19 protein-coding genes are annotated in these 15,671 nt (G+C 62.4%); 1 reads left to right on the top strand and 18 read right to left on the bottom strand.

Annotated elements, in window-relative coordinates:
- The 11 genes from BLU35_RS17235 to BLU35_RS17185 all read right to left on the bottom strand — a co-directional run.
- Positions 1-338: NAD(P)-binding domain-containing protein (locus tag BLU35_RS17235; RefSeq protein ID WP_176907300.1), on the bottom strand; the 338-nt coding region annotated here is incomplete at its 3' end.
- Between the two features lie 105 nt (positions 339-443).
- Positions 444-1,475, bottom strand: coding sequence for an L-idonate 5-dehydrogenase (locus BLU35_RS17230; RefSeq protein WP_093233875.1), 1,032 nt, complete (start codon positions 1,473-1,475; stop codon positions 444-446).
- A 9-nt stretch (positions 1,476-1,484) separates the two neighbouring features.
- Positions 1,485-2,432: a 2-hydroxyacid dehydrogenase gene (locus BLU35_RS17225; RefSeq protein WP_093233874.1), complete on the bottom strand. Its 948-nt coding sequence runs from the start codon at positions 2,430-2,432 to the stop codon at positions 1,485-1,487.
- The gene (locus BLU35_RS17220) at positions 2,432-3,001 is read right to left on the bottom strand and encodes a gluconokinase (protein WP_286161546.1); all 570 of its coding nucleotides are present in this window, start codon (positions 2,999-3,001) and stop codon (positions 2,432-2,434) included. The genes BLU35_RS17225 and BLU35_RS17220 overlap by 1 nt, the downstream gene beginning before the upstream one ends.
- The gene (locus tag BLU35_RS17215; RefSeq protein WP_093233872.1) at positions 2,976-3,743 is read right to left on the bottom strand and encodes an SDR family oxidoreductase; all 768 of its coding nucleotides are present in this window, start codon (positions 3,741-3,743) and stop codon (positions 2,976-2,978) included. Before BLU35_RS17215 ends, BLU35_RS17220 begins: the two co-directional genes overlap by 26 nt.
- Positions 3,744-3,794: 51 nt before the next feature.
- On the bottom strand, positions 3,795-4,469 hold the full coding sequence (locus tag BLU35_RS17210; RefSeq protein ID WP_093233871.1) for a 4-carboxy-4-hydroxy-2-oxoadipate aldolase/oxaloacetate decarboxylase: 675 nt from the start codon (positions 4,467-4,469) through the stop codon (positions 3,795-3,797).
- Positions 4,470-4,569: 100 nt separating this feature from the next.
- On the bottom strand, positions 4,570-5,406 hold the full coding sequence (locus BLU35_RS17205) for an ABC transporter substrate-binding protein (protein WP_093233870.1): 837 nt from the start codon (positions 5,404-5,406) through the stop codon (positions 4,570-4,572).
- 33 nt (positions 5,407-5,439) lie between these two features.
- The gene (locus tag BLU35_RS17200) at positions 5,440-6,207 is read right to left on the bottom strand and encodes an amino acid ABC transporter ATP-binding protein (protein ID WP_093233869.1); all 768 of its coding nucleotides are present in this window, start codon (positions 6,205-6,207) and stop codon (positions 5,440-5,442) included.
- Positions 6,204-6,968 carry an amino acid ABC transporter permease gene (locus tag BLU35_RS17195; RefSeq protein WP_065376070.1) on the bottom strand — a complete coding sequence of 255 codons (765 nt, stop codon included), beginning with the start codon at positions 6,966-6,968 and terminating at the stop codon, positions 6,204-6,206. Before BLU35_RS17195 ends, BLU35_RS17200 begins: the two co-directional genes overlap by 4 nt.
- A complete protein-coding gene (locus BLU35_RS17190; protein WP_093233868.1) occupies positions 6,965-7,672 on the bottom strand; it encodes an amino acid ABC transporter permease in 708 nt (235 codons plus the stop codon). Before BLU35_RS17190 ends, BLU35_RS17195 begins: the two co-directional genes overlap by 4 nt.
- Complete coding sequence (locus BLU35_RS17185) at positions 7,669-8,427, bottom strand: SDR family oxidoreductase (protein ID WP_093233867.1); 759 nt, start codon at positions 8,425-8,427, stop codon at positions 7,669-7,671. The genes BLU35_RS17190 and BLU35_RS17185 overlap by 4 nt, the downstream gene beginning before the upstream one ends.
- 148 nt (positions 8,428-8,575) lie before the next feature.
- Here BLU35_RS17185 and nac point away from each other — a divergent pair, with 148 nt between their 5' ends.
- A complete protein-coding gene (nac, locus tag BLU35_RS17180) occupies positions 8,576-9,481 on the top strand; it encodes a nitrogen assimilation transcriptional regulator NAC (protein WP_093233866.1) in 906 nt (301 codons plus the stop codon).
- An 11-nt stretch (positions 9,482-9,492) separates the two neighbouring features.
- Here nac and BLU35_RS17175 read toward each other — a convergent pair whose 3' ends face one another.
- The 7 genes from BLU35_RS17175 to BLU35_RS17145 are packed head-to-tail and all read right to left on the bottom strand — an operon-like array spanning position 9,493 to position 15,494.
- Positions 9,493-10,695, bottom strand: a complete 1,203-nt coding sequence (locus tag BLU35_RS17175) for a pyridoxal phosphate-dependent aminotransferase (RefSeq protein ID WP_093233865.1) — start codon at positions 10,693-10,695, stop codon at positions 9,493-9,495.
- Positions 10,696-10,744: 49 nt separating this feature from the next.
- Positions 10,745-11,512, bottom strand: coding sequence for a LamB/YcsF family protein (locus tag BLU35_RS17170; protein ID WP_093233864.1), 768 nt, complete (start codon positions 11,510-11,512; stop codon positions 10,745-10,747).
- Between the two features lie 9 nt (positions 11,513-11,521).
- Complete coding sequence (locus BLU35_RS17165) at positions 11,522-12,514, bottom strand: 5-oxoprolinase subunit C family protein (protein ID WP_093233863.1); 993 nt, start codon at positions 12,512-12,514, stop codon at positions 11,522-11,524.
- A complete protein-coding gene (gene pxpB, locus BLU35_RS17160) occupies positions 12,511-13,221 on the bottom strand; it encodes a 5-oxoprolinase subunit PxpB (protein ID WP_093233862.1) in 711 nt (236 codons plus the stop codon). The genes BLU35_RS17165 and pxpB overlap by 4 nt, the downstream gene beginning before the upstream one ends.
- The gene (locus tag BLU35_RS17155) at positions 13,218-13,685 is read right to left on the bottom strand and encodes a biotin/lipoyl attachment domain-containing protein (protein ID WP_093233861.1); all 468 of its coding nucleotides are present in this window, start codon (positions 13,683-13,685) and stop codon (positions 13,218-13,220) included. Before BLU35_RS17155 ends, pxpB begins: the two co-directional genes overlap by 4 nt.
- Complete coding sequence (locus BLU35_RS17150; RefSeq protein WP_093233860.1) at positions 13,672-15,069, bottom strand: acetyl-CoA carboxylase biotin carboxylase subunit; 1,398 nt, start codon at positions 15,067-15,069, stop codon at positions 13,672-13,674. Before BLU35_RS17150 ends, BLU35_RS17155 begins: the two co-directional genes overlap by 14 nt.
- The gene (locus tag BLU35_RS17145) at positions 15,069-15,494 is read right to left on the bottom strand and encodes an acetyl-CoA carboxylase biotin carboxyl carrier protein (RefSeq protein ID WP_093233859.1); all 426 of its coding nucleotides are present in this window, start codon (positions 15,492-15,494) and stop codon (positions 15,069-15,071) included. The genes BLU35_RS17150 and BLU35_RS17145 overlap by 1 nt, the downstream gene beginning before the upstream one ends.
- Positions 15,495-15,671 lie beyond the last annotated feature (177 nt).

The following is a 15,671-nucleotide window of genomic DNA, read 5'->3' as shown; positions in this document are numbered from 1 at the left end:
CGGCGCATCGTGTCGCGGAAGTTGGCGTTGCCGGCGTCGATCATGATGTCGCCCTTGGAAAGGTAGGGCTCGAGGATCTTCATCTGCTGATCGACCGGCTCGCCGGCCTTGATCATGATGATGATCGGGCGCGGCGGACGGATGGCGGCAACAAACTCTTCGATGGTGTCGCAGGGCACGATCTGGCCCTTGAGCTCGCCGGCTTCCGCGTAGAACTTGTGCGTCGCCTCGACGGTGCGGTTGAACACCGCGATCTTGTTGCCCTTTTCAGCTATGTTGAGCGCCAGGTTCGAGCCCATGACGCCGAGACCGATTAGGCCGATTTCCGCCTGTGACACGTGATTGCCTCCGTTGAAGTTTGGACGCTAGCTGATGTTTCCGAGCGTTCGGGGTGAAGGCTCCATGCGATCACAGTCTCCCGCGGCCGCATGGCGCAATGGCGACTAGAAGGCGAGTTGCACCTTCATCGAACGACTGCGGTCGCCGGCAGTTTCGAACGCACGCACCGCGTCTTCCAGGGGGAAGATGCCGGTCAAGAGTGGGGTCAGGTCCACGCGGCCGGCGTTGATGAGATCTACGGCAAGCCCGAACTCTTCGTGGAACCGGAACGTACCGCGCATCTCGATCTCTTTTGCCACCACAAGGTTTTGCGGGATGGCGACGTCGCCGCCAAGGCCGAGCTGGACGAGCACCGATCGGGGTTTGAGGACGTCGAGACCGGAGCGCACCGCCTGCGCATTGCCCGAGGCCTCGAATTGGACGTCGAAGGTGCCCTTGTTGGCGGCGTAGGCGGCAAGCTGATCGGGATTGTTGGCAACGTTGATCACCCGGTCGGCGCCGATCGACAGCGCCTTGTCGAGCACACCGTCCATCACGTCGGTCGCGACGATCTCACGCGCGCCGTGAGCGCGTGCGGCGATGATCGCCAGCGCCCCGATCGGGCCGCAGCCGGTGACGAGAACGCGTTTGCCGAGCAGCGATCCCGCCCGCGCCACCGCATGCAGCGTCACGGCAAAGGGTTCAGCCATGGCCGCCTCGTTGCTTGTGACACCATCAGCGATTTTGTGGCACTGCCACGCCTGGGCGACCAGGCGCTGCCGGAACGCACCCTGGATATGTGGCATCGGCATGGCGCTGCCGTAAAAGCGCATGTTCAGGCAATGGTTCTGCTGGCCGCGCTGGCAATAGTCGCATGTGCCGCAGGGTCGGCTCGGTGACACAGCCACCCGGTCGCCGACGGCCAACGTCGAGACACCGTCACCGAGCGCCTTGATGGTGCCGGCGACCTCGTGGCCGAGGATCATCGGTTCGCGCAGCCGCACCGTGCCGAAGCCGCCATGGTTGTAGTAGTGGAGGTCCGATCCGCAGATGCCGCCTGCCTCGATCTGGATCTCGACCTGACCCGTTCCCGGCGCCTGCGTCTCCCGATCCTCGATCCGCAAATCCTTGGCGGCGTGAATGACAACGGCTTTCATTTCGGGACCTCAAACGACAGGGGTGGGCAGAGCTTCGCCGGCAAAATGCGCAGCGAGATTGTCGCGCACCAGCTTGCCCATCGCCTTGCGGGTCTCGATTGTGCCGGAGGCGTGATGCGGCTGCAGCAGGACGTTGTCGAGCTTGAGGAAGCGGGGATTGAGCATCGGCTCACCCTCGAAAACATCGAGCGCCGCCGAACCGAGCGCACCGCTCTCGAGCGCATCGAGCAGCGCATCCTCGTCGATGTTGGAGGCGCGCGAGATGTTGATCAGCATGCCGTCGGGACCGAGCGCCTCGATGACCTCCTTCGAGACGATGTGCCGGGTGACAGCGGAGGCCGCGAGCGTCACGAACAGCACATCTGACCGTTCTGCCAGAGCAACCGGATCGGCGATGAAGGTCATGCCGTCCGCATAGGGTTTTTCGGAGACGTCGCTGTAGCCGATGTCCATATCGAAGCCGCGCAGGCGCTTGGCCACCTCAAAGCCGATGCGCCCGAGGCCGAGAACACCGGCGCGTTGGCCCCAGACCCGCCGTTTCAACGGGTATAGGCCCTTGGCTGCCCAGCTTCCGTCCTTCACCCAGCTTTCCGCGCCGATCATGCCGCGCGACTGGCAGAGCATCATCGCGACGCCGAGATCGGCAACGTCGTTGGTCAGCACGTCAGGGGTGTTGGTGACGCGGATCCCGCGCTCGCGGCAGGCCGCGAGATCGACGGCATCGTAGCCGACACCATAGACGGAGACGATTTCGACCTGCGGCAGCTTGCCGATCAGATCCGCCGATGCGCCCAGCTCGCCTCGGGTCGCAATCGCCTGGATGTTCGGCCCATGCGTTTCAAGGAAGGCGTCCCGATCCTCGGCCTCGTAGATCTTGTGAACCGCGTAGCGCGCTTCCAGTTCCACCAGGTCCCAATCCGGATAGGGGCCCATCAGCAGGATGTCCGGTTTCGTCATCAGTTTTCTCCCGTGGTTTGTTCACTGGTCGCACGATCGGCGCGGATCGCCAGCGTGTTCATCGCCAACGCAACGATGCGCTCCAGCGACTGATCGATTTCAATGGTAACGACGTCCGCCTCCTCCGAGGGCAGTTCGAGGGTGGCAAGCTGGCTATCGAGCAGCGACAGCGGCATGTAGTGGCCCTTGCGCTCTCCCAGCCGTGCCGCGAGCAGTGCCCTTGTGCCCTGCAGAAAGACGAAGGTGATCGGCTGCCAGGCGACTTCCCTGAGGCGCTCGCGATAGGCTCGTTTCAAGGCCGAGCACGACACGACGGTCGCGGCCGGACTGGCCAGACGGGTGCCGATCTCGTCGAGCCAGGGCCAGCGGTCAGCATCGGTCAGCGGCGTGCCGCTGCGCATCTTCTCGACATTGGCGGCCGAATGTAGGCTGTCGCCCTCGATGAAGCGAGCGCCGAGATAGGTGGCGAGCCGTTCGCCAACCGCGGACTTGCCGCAGCCGGATACGCCCATGACGACGACCGGGCCGAAGCCGGGGCGGACCTCAGAGACTGGTCGTGATGCCGCCATCGACATAGAGCGTGTGTCCGTTGACAAAAGAGGAGGCGTTGCTCGCCAGGAAGACCGCTGCACCCACCAGTTCTTCGACGTCACCCCAACGGGCCGCCGGCGTGCGCTTTTCCAGCCAGGAGGAAAACTCGGCGCTGTCCACCAGCGCCTGGTTCAAGGGCGTCTTGAAGTAGCCGGGCGCGATCGCATTCACCTGCAATCCATACTTTGCCCAGTCGGTGCACATGCCGCGCGTCAGGTTCCTGACTGCACCCTTCGTCGCCGTGTAGGGCGCGATCGATGGGCGCGCGAGTTCGCTCTGCACCGAGCCGATGTTGATGATCTTGCCGGCGCCGCGACCGATCATGTGCCGGGCGACTGCCTGGCCGACATAAAAAACGCTGGAGACATTCGTCTTCAGTAACTGCTCGAAGCGCTCGACCGGAAAATCCTCAAGCGGCGCGCGGAACTGCATGCCGGCATTGTTGACCAGGATGTCGATGGCGCCGACATCCTGCTCGATCTGATCCACGCCGCGCTTTACCGCTTCCGCGTCCGTGACGTCGAAATCCGCGACATCGACAGTGTAGCCGGCATCGTTCAATGCGGCAGCGGCCGCCTCCAGCTTTGAACGGTCGCGACCGTTGAGGACAAGTGCCGCGCCGTGTTCGGCAAGACCACGCGCCAGCGCCAAACCTATTCCTTGCGACGAGCCCGTCACCAAGGCGCGTCGCCCTTTGAGGTCAAAAAGTGGAAATGACAAACCTGTTCTCCTTCACCGCCGGGCGCTCGCACGAGACGTCCCGGCCCCTAGTCAGCCTTCGATCACGAGCCCTTTTGCCTTCAGCACCGGCTCGAGCTTGCTGACTTCGATGACCGATTTTCCTGCCTTGTACGCTGCAATGTACTCGGCTTCGGCATCCTCGCGCGCCTGCGACAGCTTCGCGACCTCAAATGCTTCTTCCCGCCGCACTACGACCAGGCCATCAGCGTCGCCGACGATGATGTCGCCGGGATGGACAATCTCTCCACCGATGATGATCGGGTCGTTGGTCGAGGTCAGGGTTTCCTTGACCGTGCCCTTGATGCAGACGCTGAGCGAAAACACCGGAAAACCGAGCTCACGCAATTGCAGCGTGTCGCGCACGCCGCTGTCGGTCACAAGACCTCCAATGCCCTTGGCAAGGCAGGCATTGGCAAGCACGTCGCCAAACGATCCGGCCTCTTCGTATTCGCCCGCCGAAACGACGATAATGTCGCCCGGCTGAGCATAGTTGATTGCAAGCTGCAGCATGATGTTGTCGCGCGGTGCGCAACGGACGGTAAAGGCCGGACCGCAGAGCTTCATGCGGTAATCGACGGGCTTGATGCGGGAGGACAATGCCCCCCGGCGTCCCTGCGCCTCATGGATCGTTGCCGGCGAGAATTTGGCCACCGCTTCCACTTCGGCGGCACTAGGGCGAACGGGCATTTTCTTGATATGCGTCATGATTTTTCCCATGGGTGGTCGCGTCGGGCGCGACGCCCGCCGTTTGCGTTGTTCAAGACATTTGGAAAAACGGGGGTCGCTTACGCGCGACCCGGCCCCATCAGGGGATTGGGTCGAATTTCAGTTCGGAGAGCGGTGCAACCTTGTCGGTGCGAGCCATCTTGTATTCGGTGTTCGGGCCGAGCCACTTGTCCCAAATCTGGTTGATCTCGCCGCTATCATCGAGCTTGTGCAGCACTTCGTTGATCTTGGCCGTCAGTGCCGGCTGATCCTTCGCCATGCCGACGCCGATCGGCTGGAACAGCATGGGCTCAGGGATCATTCGCATTTCCTTGCCGCGGGTCTTCGATTCGTTGACCAGCTTGGTGGTCGTCATCGTGTTGGCGACCATGCCGCGGGCCTTGCCCTGCTGCACGGCGAGATAAGCCGACGCCGTGTCCTGGAAGGTGAGCGGCTCGGACTTGTTGAGCTTGATCGACATTTCGGAGGTCGAACCCTTGGTGGAGGCAAGGCGCTGGCCGGCATAATCGGTCTTTGCCTTGCCTGCATCGTCCGCCGGCACGATCAGCATTTCCTTGGCGAGGTAATAGGGGTCGCTGAACTGGATCTGTTCGGCACGGCTCTGCGTATAGGCAAGGTTGGCGACGGTGATATCGACACGGCCAAGTTTGACCTCCGGTACGCGGGCTTCAACGGAAACCGGTTTGATCTCGGCCTTCACGCCGAGTTCACGGGCGATCGCGCCGCAGAGATCGACGTCGAAGCCGACCATTTCACGCGTCTTTGCGTCCGGAGCGGCGAAGGGCGGCACGTCCGCGAAAGTCGCGCACCGCAGTGTCTTGTTTGCGAGGATGTCTTCAAGCTGATCGGCCTTGGCCGGACCTGCGAGCGCTGCCGTCGCGACGGTCATTCCAAGAATAAGATGGCTGCACTTCATTGCTGTTCTCCTTCGTTGTTGGTCTTGCTTGTTCTAGTGGCGCAGGTCGGCGAGAAACCGCTGCGCACGCGGATGCTTGGGGTTCTTGAAGAATTCCTCAGGCGTCGCGGTCTCGATGATCTGGCCTGCATCGATGAACCAGATGCGGTCGGCGACATCACGGGCGAAACCCATTTCGTGCGTGACGCACATCATGGTCATGCCTTCGGCAGCGAGCGACTTCATGACGTTCAGCACTTCACCGACCATTTCCGGGTCGAGCGCGCTGGTCGGCTCATCGAACAGCATCACTGGCGGCTCCATGGCGAGCGCGCGAGCGATCGCCACGCGCTGCTGCTGCCCGCCGGACAATTGGCCCGGATAAGAGTTGGCCTTTTCGCGAAGGCCGACGCGGTCAAGCAGCTTCAACGCCTTCTCGTGGGCTTCCGCCGGCGCCACGCCCTTCACCCGGATCGGGGACATCGCGACATTGTCGACCGCGGAGAGGTGCGGGAACAGATTGAAGCTCTGGAAAACGAAGCCTATGCGGCTGCGCAGGCGGTTGAGGTCTCGCCCGCTCATCTGCGCGTGAACGTCCTGCCCTTCGAAGAAGATCGAACCGCTGTTGATCTCCTCGAGCCGGTTCACCGTGCGGATCAAGGTCGACTTCCCCGAGCCGGAGGGACCGCAGATGACGACCACTTCGCCCCGCGCGACTGTCGCGTCGATGCCTTTCAAGACGTCATAGTCGCCATAGCTCTTGCGGACACCGGCGAGCCGGATCGCCTGATCCTTTGCAATAGTGGAGGTTGACGCGGTCATGGCTGCTCCGTGGCGTTCGGTGTCAGGGAAATCGGCAACTGCCCGCGGCGTTTCGGGGCAATAAGGCCAGCGCGCCGGCGTGTAATGCGCCGCTCGACGACATTGGTGAGCCAGGTGAGCGACCAGCAGATCACGTAGTAGGTCAGCGCCAGGATTAGGAAGACCTGGAAGGGCTGCGTGAGGAGCTGGTTGTTGACCTGGCTGGCAGCGAAGGTAAGATCCGGCACGTTGATGACGTAGCCGAGCGTTGTGTCCTTGATGGTTGCGACGAAGGTCGACAGCATGCTCGGGATCATGTTGTAGAGCGCCTGCGGCAGGATCACGTAGCGCATCGCGCTGAAATAGCTGTGACCGAGCGCACGAGCTGCATCCATCTGGCCCTGCCCCAAGGCAACGATGCCTGCCCGGATGATCTCGCTCAGGAACGCGCCCTGGTAGACAACCAGGGTCGTCAGCATGGTGAGGAAGCTCGGCACATCGGCGCCCGTGAGCAGTGGCACGAGGAAGTAGCTCCAGAGCACGAGCATCAGGAGCGGCACGCCGCGCGTCACATAGACGAGTACGGTCACCGGCCAACGCAGAACCCGGTATTTAGAGAGCCTGGCGAAAGCCAGAAGGATCGCGAACGGAAAGGCAATCGCGATGCTAAGCGCCGAAAGGATCAGCGTATTGGCAAGGCCGCCGAGCGGTCCGTTCGGGTACTGCCCGATAAGGAGCAGGAGCCAATATTGGTCGACGATGGCGATCAGGTCATGGATCATCGTCTCGCTCCATTCGCCGGATCAGCTCGCCAGGTGAGGTAGGCACCAGCGGCCATGATTATCAGGGTGAAGAAGAGATAGAGGACCGTACCGACCAGGTAGATTTCGAAGGTTCGGAAGGAGAGGTTCTCGATCTCCTTGACGGCATGGGTGAGCTCCGGCGCGCCGATCACAATGGCAAGGCTGCTGTTCTTGAAGAGCGAAACGCTGTGATTGACAAGCGCCGGCAAGGCATTGCGAACACCCTGCGGGATCAGCACGAAGCGCATTGCAGAGAGATAGCCATGACCCAGGGCACGTGCCGCCTCCATCTGGCCGGGATTGACCGAGCGCAGGCCGGAGCGCAGATCCTCGCTGAAGTAAGCCGCCTGGCAGAGGCCAAGGCCGACGACGGCGAAGATCATTTCCGCCGAATGCGCAGAGAGCCAGTCAGCCAGCCCTGAGGGCAGGATGGTGTAGATGCCGAAGTACCAGAGCATGAGCTGCACCAGTGTCGGCACATTTCGGTGGTAGGAGACGTAAGCTGCGACCACCGCGTTGCCGATGCGGCCGGGAGAAAAACGGACGGCGAGCAGGATGACCGCGAGCGTCATCGCCAGGGTCCACGAGCACACGGCGATGATGAAGGTCATCTCGATGCCATGCAGCAGCATGGCCACGTATTCCGGGTTCCCGAGGATCGCGGCGAGTTCGAAGCCCTTCACGACCGTGGTTCCTTCGTCTGCGGTTTGGCCGTCTGCAGTCCACCCATCACCTGAAGCGTCGGGGTGATTTCCATGTGCCCGATGTTGACAGCGACGGGTGCGGCGATCGCGAAGGCAATCGCATCGGCGATGTCGCTCGCCTGCGGCAGTTCAAAACCGTCGATGAAGCGCTCGCGGATGGAAGGATCGTTGCCGTGAACGTGGTTGAAGATATCGGTTGCGACCCGACCCGGGCAGATCTCGGTTACGCGCACGCACTTGCCGAAGGTATCGATTCGCAGCTGGTTGGACAGCATGCTGACGCCGGCCTTGGTCGCGTGATAGGTGGAGTTGCCATTGAAGTTGTAGTTGCCGGCAATCGAAGAAATGTTGATGACATGGCCGCGGTCGCGTTCAGCCATGCCAGGCACGATCAGCCGGCAGAGATGGAGGACGGCGCGCAGGTTGACATCGACGAGGAGATCGATGTCGCCATCCTCTGCTTCGAGAAATTTCTTCGGCCGGTCGACGCCGGCATTGTTCACCAGGATGTCGAACTCAACTTCACCGGCAAGCTTCGCCAGTGCGGCACGGTCGGTTACGTCGATTGCGTGAGAAATGCAGCCCGTGCGCTCGGCAAGTGCCTTCAGCGCATCGGCGCTACGGGCAACCGCATGCACCTGGAGGCCCTCGCGGCGGAGCCGCTCGACGACCGCAGCACCGATCCCGGAGGATGCGCCCGTCACGAGTGCGGTTCTGTAATCGGAAAAGGACATTTTGGTTCCCCTGTTGTTGAAAGAGAGAGTAGCGAAGCTTTCCGGCTCTGAATAAGACCGTTTGAATCTGGATGGATAAGGATGGCTTATGGACTTGCGGCGAGCCCGTTGCTCTGTAACATCTGGGGCGAACAGGCAGGCAGGGCATATGGATATCAGGCGTCTCAAATCCTTCATCGTCATCGTCGACACCGGTAGCATCACGCGGGCAGCCGACGTTCTCCACATCGCCCAACCGGCCCTCAGCCAGCAGCTTGCCGCGCTGGAAGACCATTTCCGCCAGAAGCTTCTGATACGCAGCCAGCAGGGGGTCTCGATGACCGAGGCCGGAAAGGCCGTTTACCGTCACGCCCAAATCATCCTGCGGCAAATGGACCAGGCACAGGCGGACGTAAAGGCAGCCGGCGATACGCTTGTTGGGCGCGTCTCGGTTGGTCTCGTGCCCTTTTCGAGTGCGGCCACGCTCTCGGTCGAGCTGTTGACAGAAACGCGTAAGCGCCATCCCGGCATCTTACTGCATCTGACCGAAAGTGTGGGTCAGACCTACAGCCAGATGATCATGAATGGCCGGCTGGAAATGGCACTGATCCATGGTACCGGACCCATCAAGGGTGTTCGGTTCGAGCCTGTGTTCGTGGAAGAATTTCACCTCGTGGCGCACCGCGATTTCGGCATCGAACCGGGTGACGCGCCGCTGCCGTTGAGTGCTCTCAATGACGTTCCGCTGCTCCTGCCGCCGCCCTACAATTTCGTGCGCCGGGCGATCGACCTTGCCTTCACGCGCGCCCGTTTCTCGTTGAATGTCGTGGCCGAGGTCGAGATCGTCCGCACACTCGCGCGCGCCGTCAGCGGCGGGGTCGGGGCGACCATCATGCCACGCGCCATCGCTGAACGGATCATTGCGGAGTCGCCGGAACCTCTCGTCTCGCGTATGGTCACGCCGAAGATCGAAGAGACCCTCTCGCTCTGTGTTTCCGATCAGAGCGAACTGTCGGAGCCGGCACTGGCGGTGAGATCTATCCTCATGGAGCTCACCGCCCGCCTCAAGGTTTAACGGCTGAGCGTTTACTTCATACCGGCGCAGAAATCAGCGATGCGGTCGCAGGCCTCACTCAGCTGTTCCATGCTGGTGGCATAGGAAATGCGGAAGAACGGGCTCATCCCGTAGGCAGCCCCCTGCACGGTCGTCACGTGATGTTCGTCGAGCAGCGCCAATACGAAATCCGTGTCGTTCTCGATCCTGCGACTTTTCTTGCTGGTCCGGCCGATGAGCTCGGCAATGTTCGGGAAAACGTAGAAGGCGCCTTCCGGCTTGTGGCAGCGGATCCCTTCGATCGCGCCCAGCCGCTCAACCACGAAGTCGCGCCGCTTCCTGTAGATCGCCGCCCGCTCCCTAAGGATGTGCTGCGGACCATCGAGCACGGCGGCAACGGCGGCCTGGGTGATCGTCGACGTGCCCCCGCTGTTCTGGCCGTTGACATTGCTGATCGCCTTGATCAGGTCTTTCGGGCCGCCGCAGAAGCCGAGGCGCCAGCCGGTCATAGCATAGGCCTTCGATGCACCGTTGACCGTCAGCACGCGATCCTTAAGGCGCGGTTCGACCTCGGCAATCGTGCAGAACTCGAAGTCGTCATAGATCAGGTGTTCGTACATGTCGTCGGTCATGATCCAGACATCCGGGTGCCTGAGCATCACCTCGGCAATCTCTTTCATCTCGGCGCGTGAGCAGGCAGCACCGGTCGGGTTGTTCGGGAAGTTCAGAAACAGCCACTTGGTGCGCGGCGTGATCGCGGCTTCGAGGTCTTCGGCCCTGAGTTTGAATCCGTTTTGTTGCAGGCAATCGACCGGAGCCGGTATCGCGCCGGCGAATTTCACGATATCCGCATAGCTGATCCATGAGGGCGAAGGGATGACGACCTCGTCGCCGGGATTGCAGGTGGCAAGGACGGCGTTGAAGATGATCTGCTTGCCGCCGCCGGCCACAACGATCTCGGAGGGATCGTAGTCGAGGTTGTTGTCCCGCTTGAACTTGCGGGCGATGGCCTGCCGAAGTGGCGGCGTTCCGTCGAGTGGTGGATACTTCGTGTCGCCTGCAAGAGCTGCGGCATGGGCCGCCTCGACGGCGTTGGCGGGCGTCGGAAAATCCGGCTCGCCGGAGGAGAGGCTGATAACCTTGACGCCGCTTGCCGCAAGGTCGCGGGCGCGCTGGCTCATGGTGGCAGAAGCGGAAACGGAAACGTTCCTCAGGCGGTCGGCAATAGCGGGCATGATCGTTGCTTTCGATAGGGACGGATAAGGTTTTGCAGTGTGCGAGGGCTCAACCCAGAAGCTTGGAGACGGGCGTGACCACGCCGCCAGCCGCCTCGATTTCGTTACGGACGGTACGGGCAAGTTCGAGCGAACCCGGCGTATCGCTGTGCACGAGGATGGAACGAGCCCGCATGGGGATGACGGTCCCGTCGATGGCGGTTACGGTCCCCTCGGTCAGGAACTGCCGCACCCTTGCGCGTAACCGAGGCTCCTCCTTGACGAGGGCACCGGGCTTGCCACGCGGCACGAGTTTGCCTTCGGCGTCATAGGCGCGGTCCGCAAGGAAGAGGGTCAGCGTCTTGAGCCCGGCATCGAGCGCCGCGCGTTCAATGGTGCTGCCGGACGTGCCAAAGACAATCAATTCGGGATCGACCGCACGGATCGCCGCCATCATGGCAGCCGCCAGGGTCGGGTCGCGATTGACCATGTTGCCCATTGCAGCATGAAAACTGACATGGGAGACGCGCACATCTTCCGCGCGGGCGATCGCAATCAGCGCGCCGAGCTGATAGAGCATCTGCTGGCGCAGTTCGTCGGGCCCGAAAGGCAGTTCGCGGCGGCCAAAACCTTGCCGGTCCGGCAAGCCCGGATGCGCACCGACGTCAACTCCCCTCGCCCGTGCGAGACGCACCATCCGGGCCATCGTCTCCGGGTCGCCGGCATGAAAGCCGCAGGCGACGTTGGCAGAGGTCACGACATCCATCATCGCCTCATCATCGCAAAGCGAATAGGGTCCGAAGCCCTCGCCCATGTCGGAATTGAGGTCCACCTTCATGAATGTCTCCTAAGCCATGGCGGCGAGCGCCTTGCTGACGAGGCGCGCGGTATTCCTGATGTCTTCGATATAGGCAGCGAGCGCCTTCTCAGCGGCCTTCGCTTCTGCGTGCGTGGCCGGCACGAAGCGCAGCGTCGAACCGATGCGAGCCTGCCCCATCCGCCAGAGATCCGCCTCGATGACACCGGCGACCTTCGGATAGCCTCCGGCCGTGTTGGCATCGCTCATCTGGACGATCGGTTCGCCTGCAGGCGGCACCTGGATCACACCAGGCACGACGCCGTGCGAACGCATCTCCACCACCTCCACCGGATGGATCGGGTCTCCGCTGAGGCGGTAGCCGGTGCGGTCGCTGCGCGCCGAGATCTTCCACGGCTGGCGCCAGAACCGGTCCGCGTCAGCCCCGAAGAGATCGTGTTCGCCGGCCGGCAGTGCGCGAATGAAAAGCGCACCGCCTTCGTCGACAGGAAACACATCCTTTAAGGCAACCGCCGGCGGCACAACGCCGAAACCGCCTTTCGGCAGGACAGCCGGTTCAACCGGACCGGTTGCAATGCCGTCGCCGACGGCAAGGGTCCTGCCGGAAAGTCCGCCGAAGCTTCCACGCAGCGACGTGCTGCGCGATCCCATCACCTGCGCCACATCGATCCCGCCAGCCAGGCTCACATAGGCCCGTGCATCGCGAAGCGGTGGGAAGAGCTCCAGCATCTGACCGGCCTCAGCTTCCACAGCCCACCAGGGCGGCAAGGCGACGCCGTCGAGCTTCGCCCGGCAATCGGCACCCGTAAGCGCGAATGCGCCACCCTTGGCAAAACATAGCCGGAAGGGGAAAGTCTGGACCTCGATGACGGCGGCACCCTGCGGATTGCTAAGGAGAATGTTGCCTATCTCGAGTGCCAGGGGATCCATTGCTCCCGATGCCGTGACCCCGATATTCCGATAGCCCGGACGCCCCAGGTCCTGGACGGTGTTCAGCGGTCCGGTTTCGACGATCTCGATCACAACTCGATCCTTTCAGGGCGGAAGCGCACGGTATCGCCAGGGGCCATCAAGGCGGGCGCTGCGGCCAGCGGATCGAACATCTGAAGTTCGGCAAAGCCGATCGAATTCCATCCGTTCGGGCCGGTCAGCACGGCGACACCGGTCTGCATGCCGCCGATCGTGACGCAGCCCCGCGCCATTTTGAGCGAGGGCACGGTCTTTCGCGGCATGTGGATGCGTGGATCGAGCCCGTGCAGATACCCGAAGCCCGGCGCACTGCCGAGGGCGAAGACGCGATAGATGCCTTCGTGATGAATACGCACGACTTCCCGGTCGCTGAGACCGCTGAGGTCACAGAGCGCCGGCAGATCCGTGGCATGTTCGCCGCCATAGGTGACGGAGATCTCAATTTGTCGACCGGCCAGATCGATGCCCTGCGAACGCTGCCATTCGTCCCGCAGTTGCCGGACGACCGCTTGCGCATCGTCCGGGGTCTCCTTCAAGATCACGAGCAGGTTGGTCATGCCAGGAACGATCTCGGCGACGTCGTCGTGCGTCTCTAGCGCGCGGGAGAGCGCCCAGATGCGCCTCTGGTTCGGCAGGTCGAAGGCCCCGGGTGCTTCGAGCAGAAAGGCACGCGTGCCGATGAAGGAGATCTTCGCCAGTTCCTCGGTATTCGGGACGGTTAAGGCAGGCGACGGGAACGGGGCCTGTTGCAGGAGGCTCATTGGGCGTGTTCCATGGTCAAAACGGGGTCTCCGTAGCCGATCAACTCTCCGGCACGGGCATGAACGCCAGCGACGATCGCAGTCGCCGGCGCGATCACCGAGAGCAAGATGGGTCCGACCTCCACGAAACCGGCGATGCCGCCCACCTCAAGCGTGCAGCCCTCACCGGCAAGCGGTGAAGCATCCAAGCTACCGGGATGTCGATCACGAAACACCCCGGCGAGCGGCGCCTTGACGGCCCATCCCTCAGTCACCGACGAGGTGGCATCCTGAGCCTCGTCACGACGCTTCACCGGGTTGGCGTCGGGGGCCAGCACAATCTTCAGGGCGTGGCCGTCCTTCGTGCTGATCTCCAACTCGCTCGCGCCCGAAGCGCCAAGCCAGGTGGTCAGAGTGGAGATGAGAGCCGGATCGGAGAAGTCACCGATCCCGGATCTGCCTGACGAGCGGTCACGCCTTGACACCGGCTTCCTCCCTCAAACGTTTTTCAAGATGATGGATATCGACGCAGCCCTGCATGAAGTCAGGATCGGCAAAAATCCTTTCGTGCAGCGGAAGGTTCGTGGAAATGCCCTCGATCCTGGTTTCTGACAGGGCGACCTGCATGCGCCGGATCGCGTCGTCGCGGGTCGGCGCTTGGACGATCAGCTTGGCGATCAGGGAATCATAGTACGGGGAAACCCGGTATCCGGCCGAGACATGGGTATCTACGCGAATGCCCGGTCCGCTTGGAAAACGAACCGCTGAAATGCGACCGGGGGCAGCCACGAAAGTGGTTGGGTCCTCCGCGTTGATACGGCATTCGAAGGCGTGTCCTTGCGCCTCGCCGCGAAAACGGCTCGCGTCGAGCACGTCGCCTTGGGCCGAACGCAGCTGCTCGTGCACGAGATCGACGCCGGCTGTCGCCTCCGTTACGGGATGTTCGACCTGCAGCCGGGTGTTCATTTCGATGAAGTAGAACTCGCCGTGCTCGTAAAGAAACTCGAAGGTCCCGACCCCACGATAGCCGATCTGCCGGCAGGCCTCCGCGCAGCGCGCGCCGATCCTCTCTGCGAGTTCCGGCGCGATACCGGGTGCCGGCGCCTCCTCGACGACCTTCTGGTGCCGTCGCTGAACGGAGCAATCGCGATGACCAATCCACACGGCATTGCCGTGATTGTCGCAGAGCACCTGGAATTCGACATGGCGCGGGTGCTCGAGAAACTTTTCCACGTAGAGCTCGGGCTTGCCGAAGGCCCGGCGCGCCTCCTCGCGCGTGATCGCGACCGCATCGGCCATATCGGCGCCATCGCGCACGACGCGCATGCCCCGCCCGCCGCCGCCGCCGGCCGCCTTGACGATGACCGGGTAACCAATGGCCTCAGCGGTGGCGCGCACGGCATCTATGTTATCAGGTAGAGGCTCGCCCGGTCCCGGCACGCAAGGGACGCCGGCCGCCATCATCGCGCGCTTGGCAGCGATCTTGTCGCCCATGATGCGGATTGCCGAGGCCGGCGGGCCAACGAAAACCAGGCCGGCATTTTCGACCGCTTCGGCGAAATCGGCGTTCTCCGAGAGAAAACCGTAACCGGGATGGATCGCCTCCGCGCCGGTCACACGCGCCGCAAGGAGGATCGCCGCCTGGTTGAGATAGCTCCTTGTTGGTGCCGACGGCCCGATCGAGAGTGGACCACCGTCGCTCGGTGCTGCCGCGCCGGCCCTATCCGCCTCGGATGCAACACGGATCGGGCGAAGGCCGAGTTCCTTGCAGGCCCGTTCGATCCGCACGGCGATTTCTCCGCGATTGGCGATGAGGACGGACTGGAATGGATGGCCGATTTTCCGGGAGGCCTCGAAAAACGCGTCCATCACCCGATCTCCACGAGCGGGTCGCCGAAGGCGACCTCCTGGCCGTCCTCAAAGAAGACGCGCTTGACGATGCCGCCGAACGGAGCCGATATAGTCGTGAAGACCTTCATCGCCTCCACGATGCAAAGAGCTTGCCCCACTTCTACCGGCTCGCCTGCCGCCACCATTGGAGCGGATCCCGGGCTGTTTGACTGATGTACGATGCCTGAAGTCGAAGCACGAACGAGTTGCGTTTGCGGCTGGTCGTCCAACCTTGGCGGCTCGACCGTTGATGGCATTGCCTGCATGGTGGTTGGGATTTCCAGGTTGGCAACACGAGCCGGATTGCGAATGACGACAGTCGTGTCCGCATCGCTGACTGTCAGCTCCGAGACACGCGAACGCCCAACAAAGTCGAGAAGCGTCTTGATCTTTTGCAGATCCATTGTTTTCCCCACGGAACGAAGGTCACCGGGTGCGGTCCTGAGAGCCGTGATCCGTCCGGTGCAGTTGGGGAAATCTTACACAGCATCCTGTTTGATGGGGGCAGACAAACTTTGAATAGAGAGACCATCGCTCCCTCTCCCGCTGCTCCACGAGGACTCTTGGACGAATGGCCGACA

It is taken from the genome of Sinorhizobium sp. NFACC03 (assembly GCF_900103435.1).
Taxonomy (GTDB): Bacteria; Pseudomonadota; Alphaproteobacteria; order Rhizobiales; family Rhizobiaceae; genus Ensifer.
This window is presented reverse-complemented; position numbering and strand designations above follow the sequence as displayed.

Bases quoted from the DNA above. Each gene is read 5' to 3' on its own strand.
- BLU35_RS17230 (WP_093233875.1), bottom strand. From the start codon at position 1,475: ATGAAAGCCGTTGTCATTCACGCCGCCAAGGATTTGCGGATCGAGGAT.
- BLU35_RS17225 (WP_093233874.1), bottom strand. From the start codon at position 2,432: ATGACGAAACCGGACATCCTGCTGATGGGCCCCTATCCGGATTGGGAC.
- BLU35_RS17220 (WP_286161546.1), bottom strand. From the start codon at position 3,001: ATGGCGGCATCACGACCAGTCTCTGAGGTCCGCCCCGGCTTCGGCCCG.
- BLU35_RS17210 (WP_093233871.1), bottom strand. From the start codon at position 4,469: ATGACGCATATCAAGAAAATGCCCGTTCGCCCTAGTGCCGCCGAAGTG.
- BLU35_RS17205 (WP_093233870.1), bottom strand. From the start codon at position 5,406: ATGAAGTGCAGCCATCTTATTCTTGGAATGACCGTCGCGACGGCAGCG.
- BLU35_RS17200 (WP_093233869.1), bottom strand. From the start codon at position 6,207: ATGACCGCGTCAACCTCCACTATTGCAAAGGATCAGGCGATCCGGCTC.
- BLU35_RS17195 (WP_065376070.1), bottom strand. From the start codon at position 6,968: ATGATCCATGACCTGATCGCCATCGTCGACCAATATTGGCTCCTGCTC.
- BLU35_RS17185 (WP_093233867.1), bottom strand. From the start codon at position 8,427: ATGTCCTTTTCCGATTACAGAACCGCACTCGTGACGGGCGCATCCTCC.
- nac (WP_093233866.1), top strand. From the start codon at position 8,576: ATGGATATCAGGCGTCTCAAATCCTTCATCGTCATCGTCGACACCGGT.
- BLU35_RS17175 (WP_093233865.1), bottom strand. From the start codon at position 10,695: ATGCCCGCTATTGCCGACCGCCTGAGGAACGTTTCCGTTTCCGCTTCT.
- BLU35_RS17170 (WP_093233864.1), bottom strand. From the start codon at position 11,512: ATGAAGGTGGACCTCAATTCCGACATGGGCGAGGGCTTCGGACCCTAT.
- pxpB (WP_093233862.1), bottom strand. From the start codon at position 13,221: ATGAGCCTCCTGCAACAGGCCCCGTTCCCGTCGCCTGCCTTAACCGTC.
- BLU35_RS17150 (WP_093233860.1), bottom strand. From the start codon at position 15,069: ATGGACGCGTTTTTCGAGGCCTCCCGGAAAATCGGCCATCCATTCCAG.
- BLU35_RS17145 (WP_093233859.1), bottom strand. From the start codon at position 15,494: ATGGATCTGCAAAAGATCAAGACGCTTCTCGACTTTGTTGGGCGTTCG.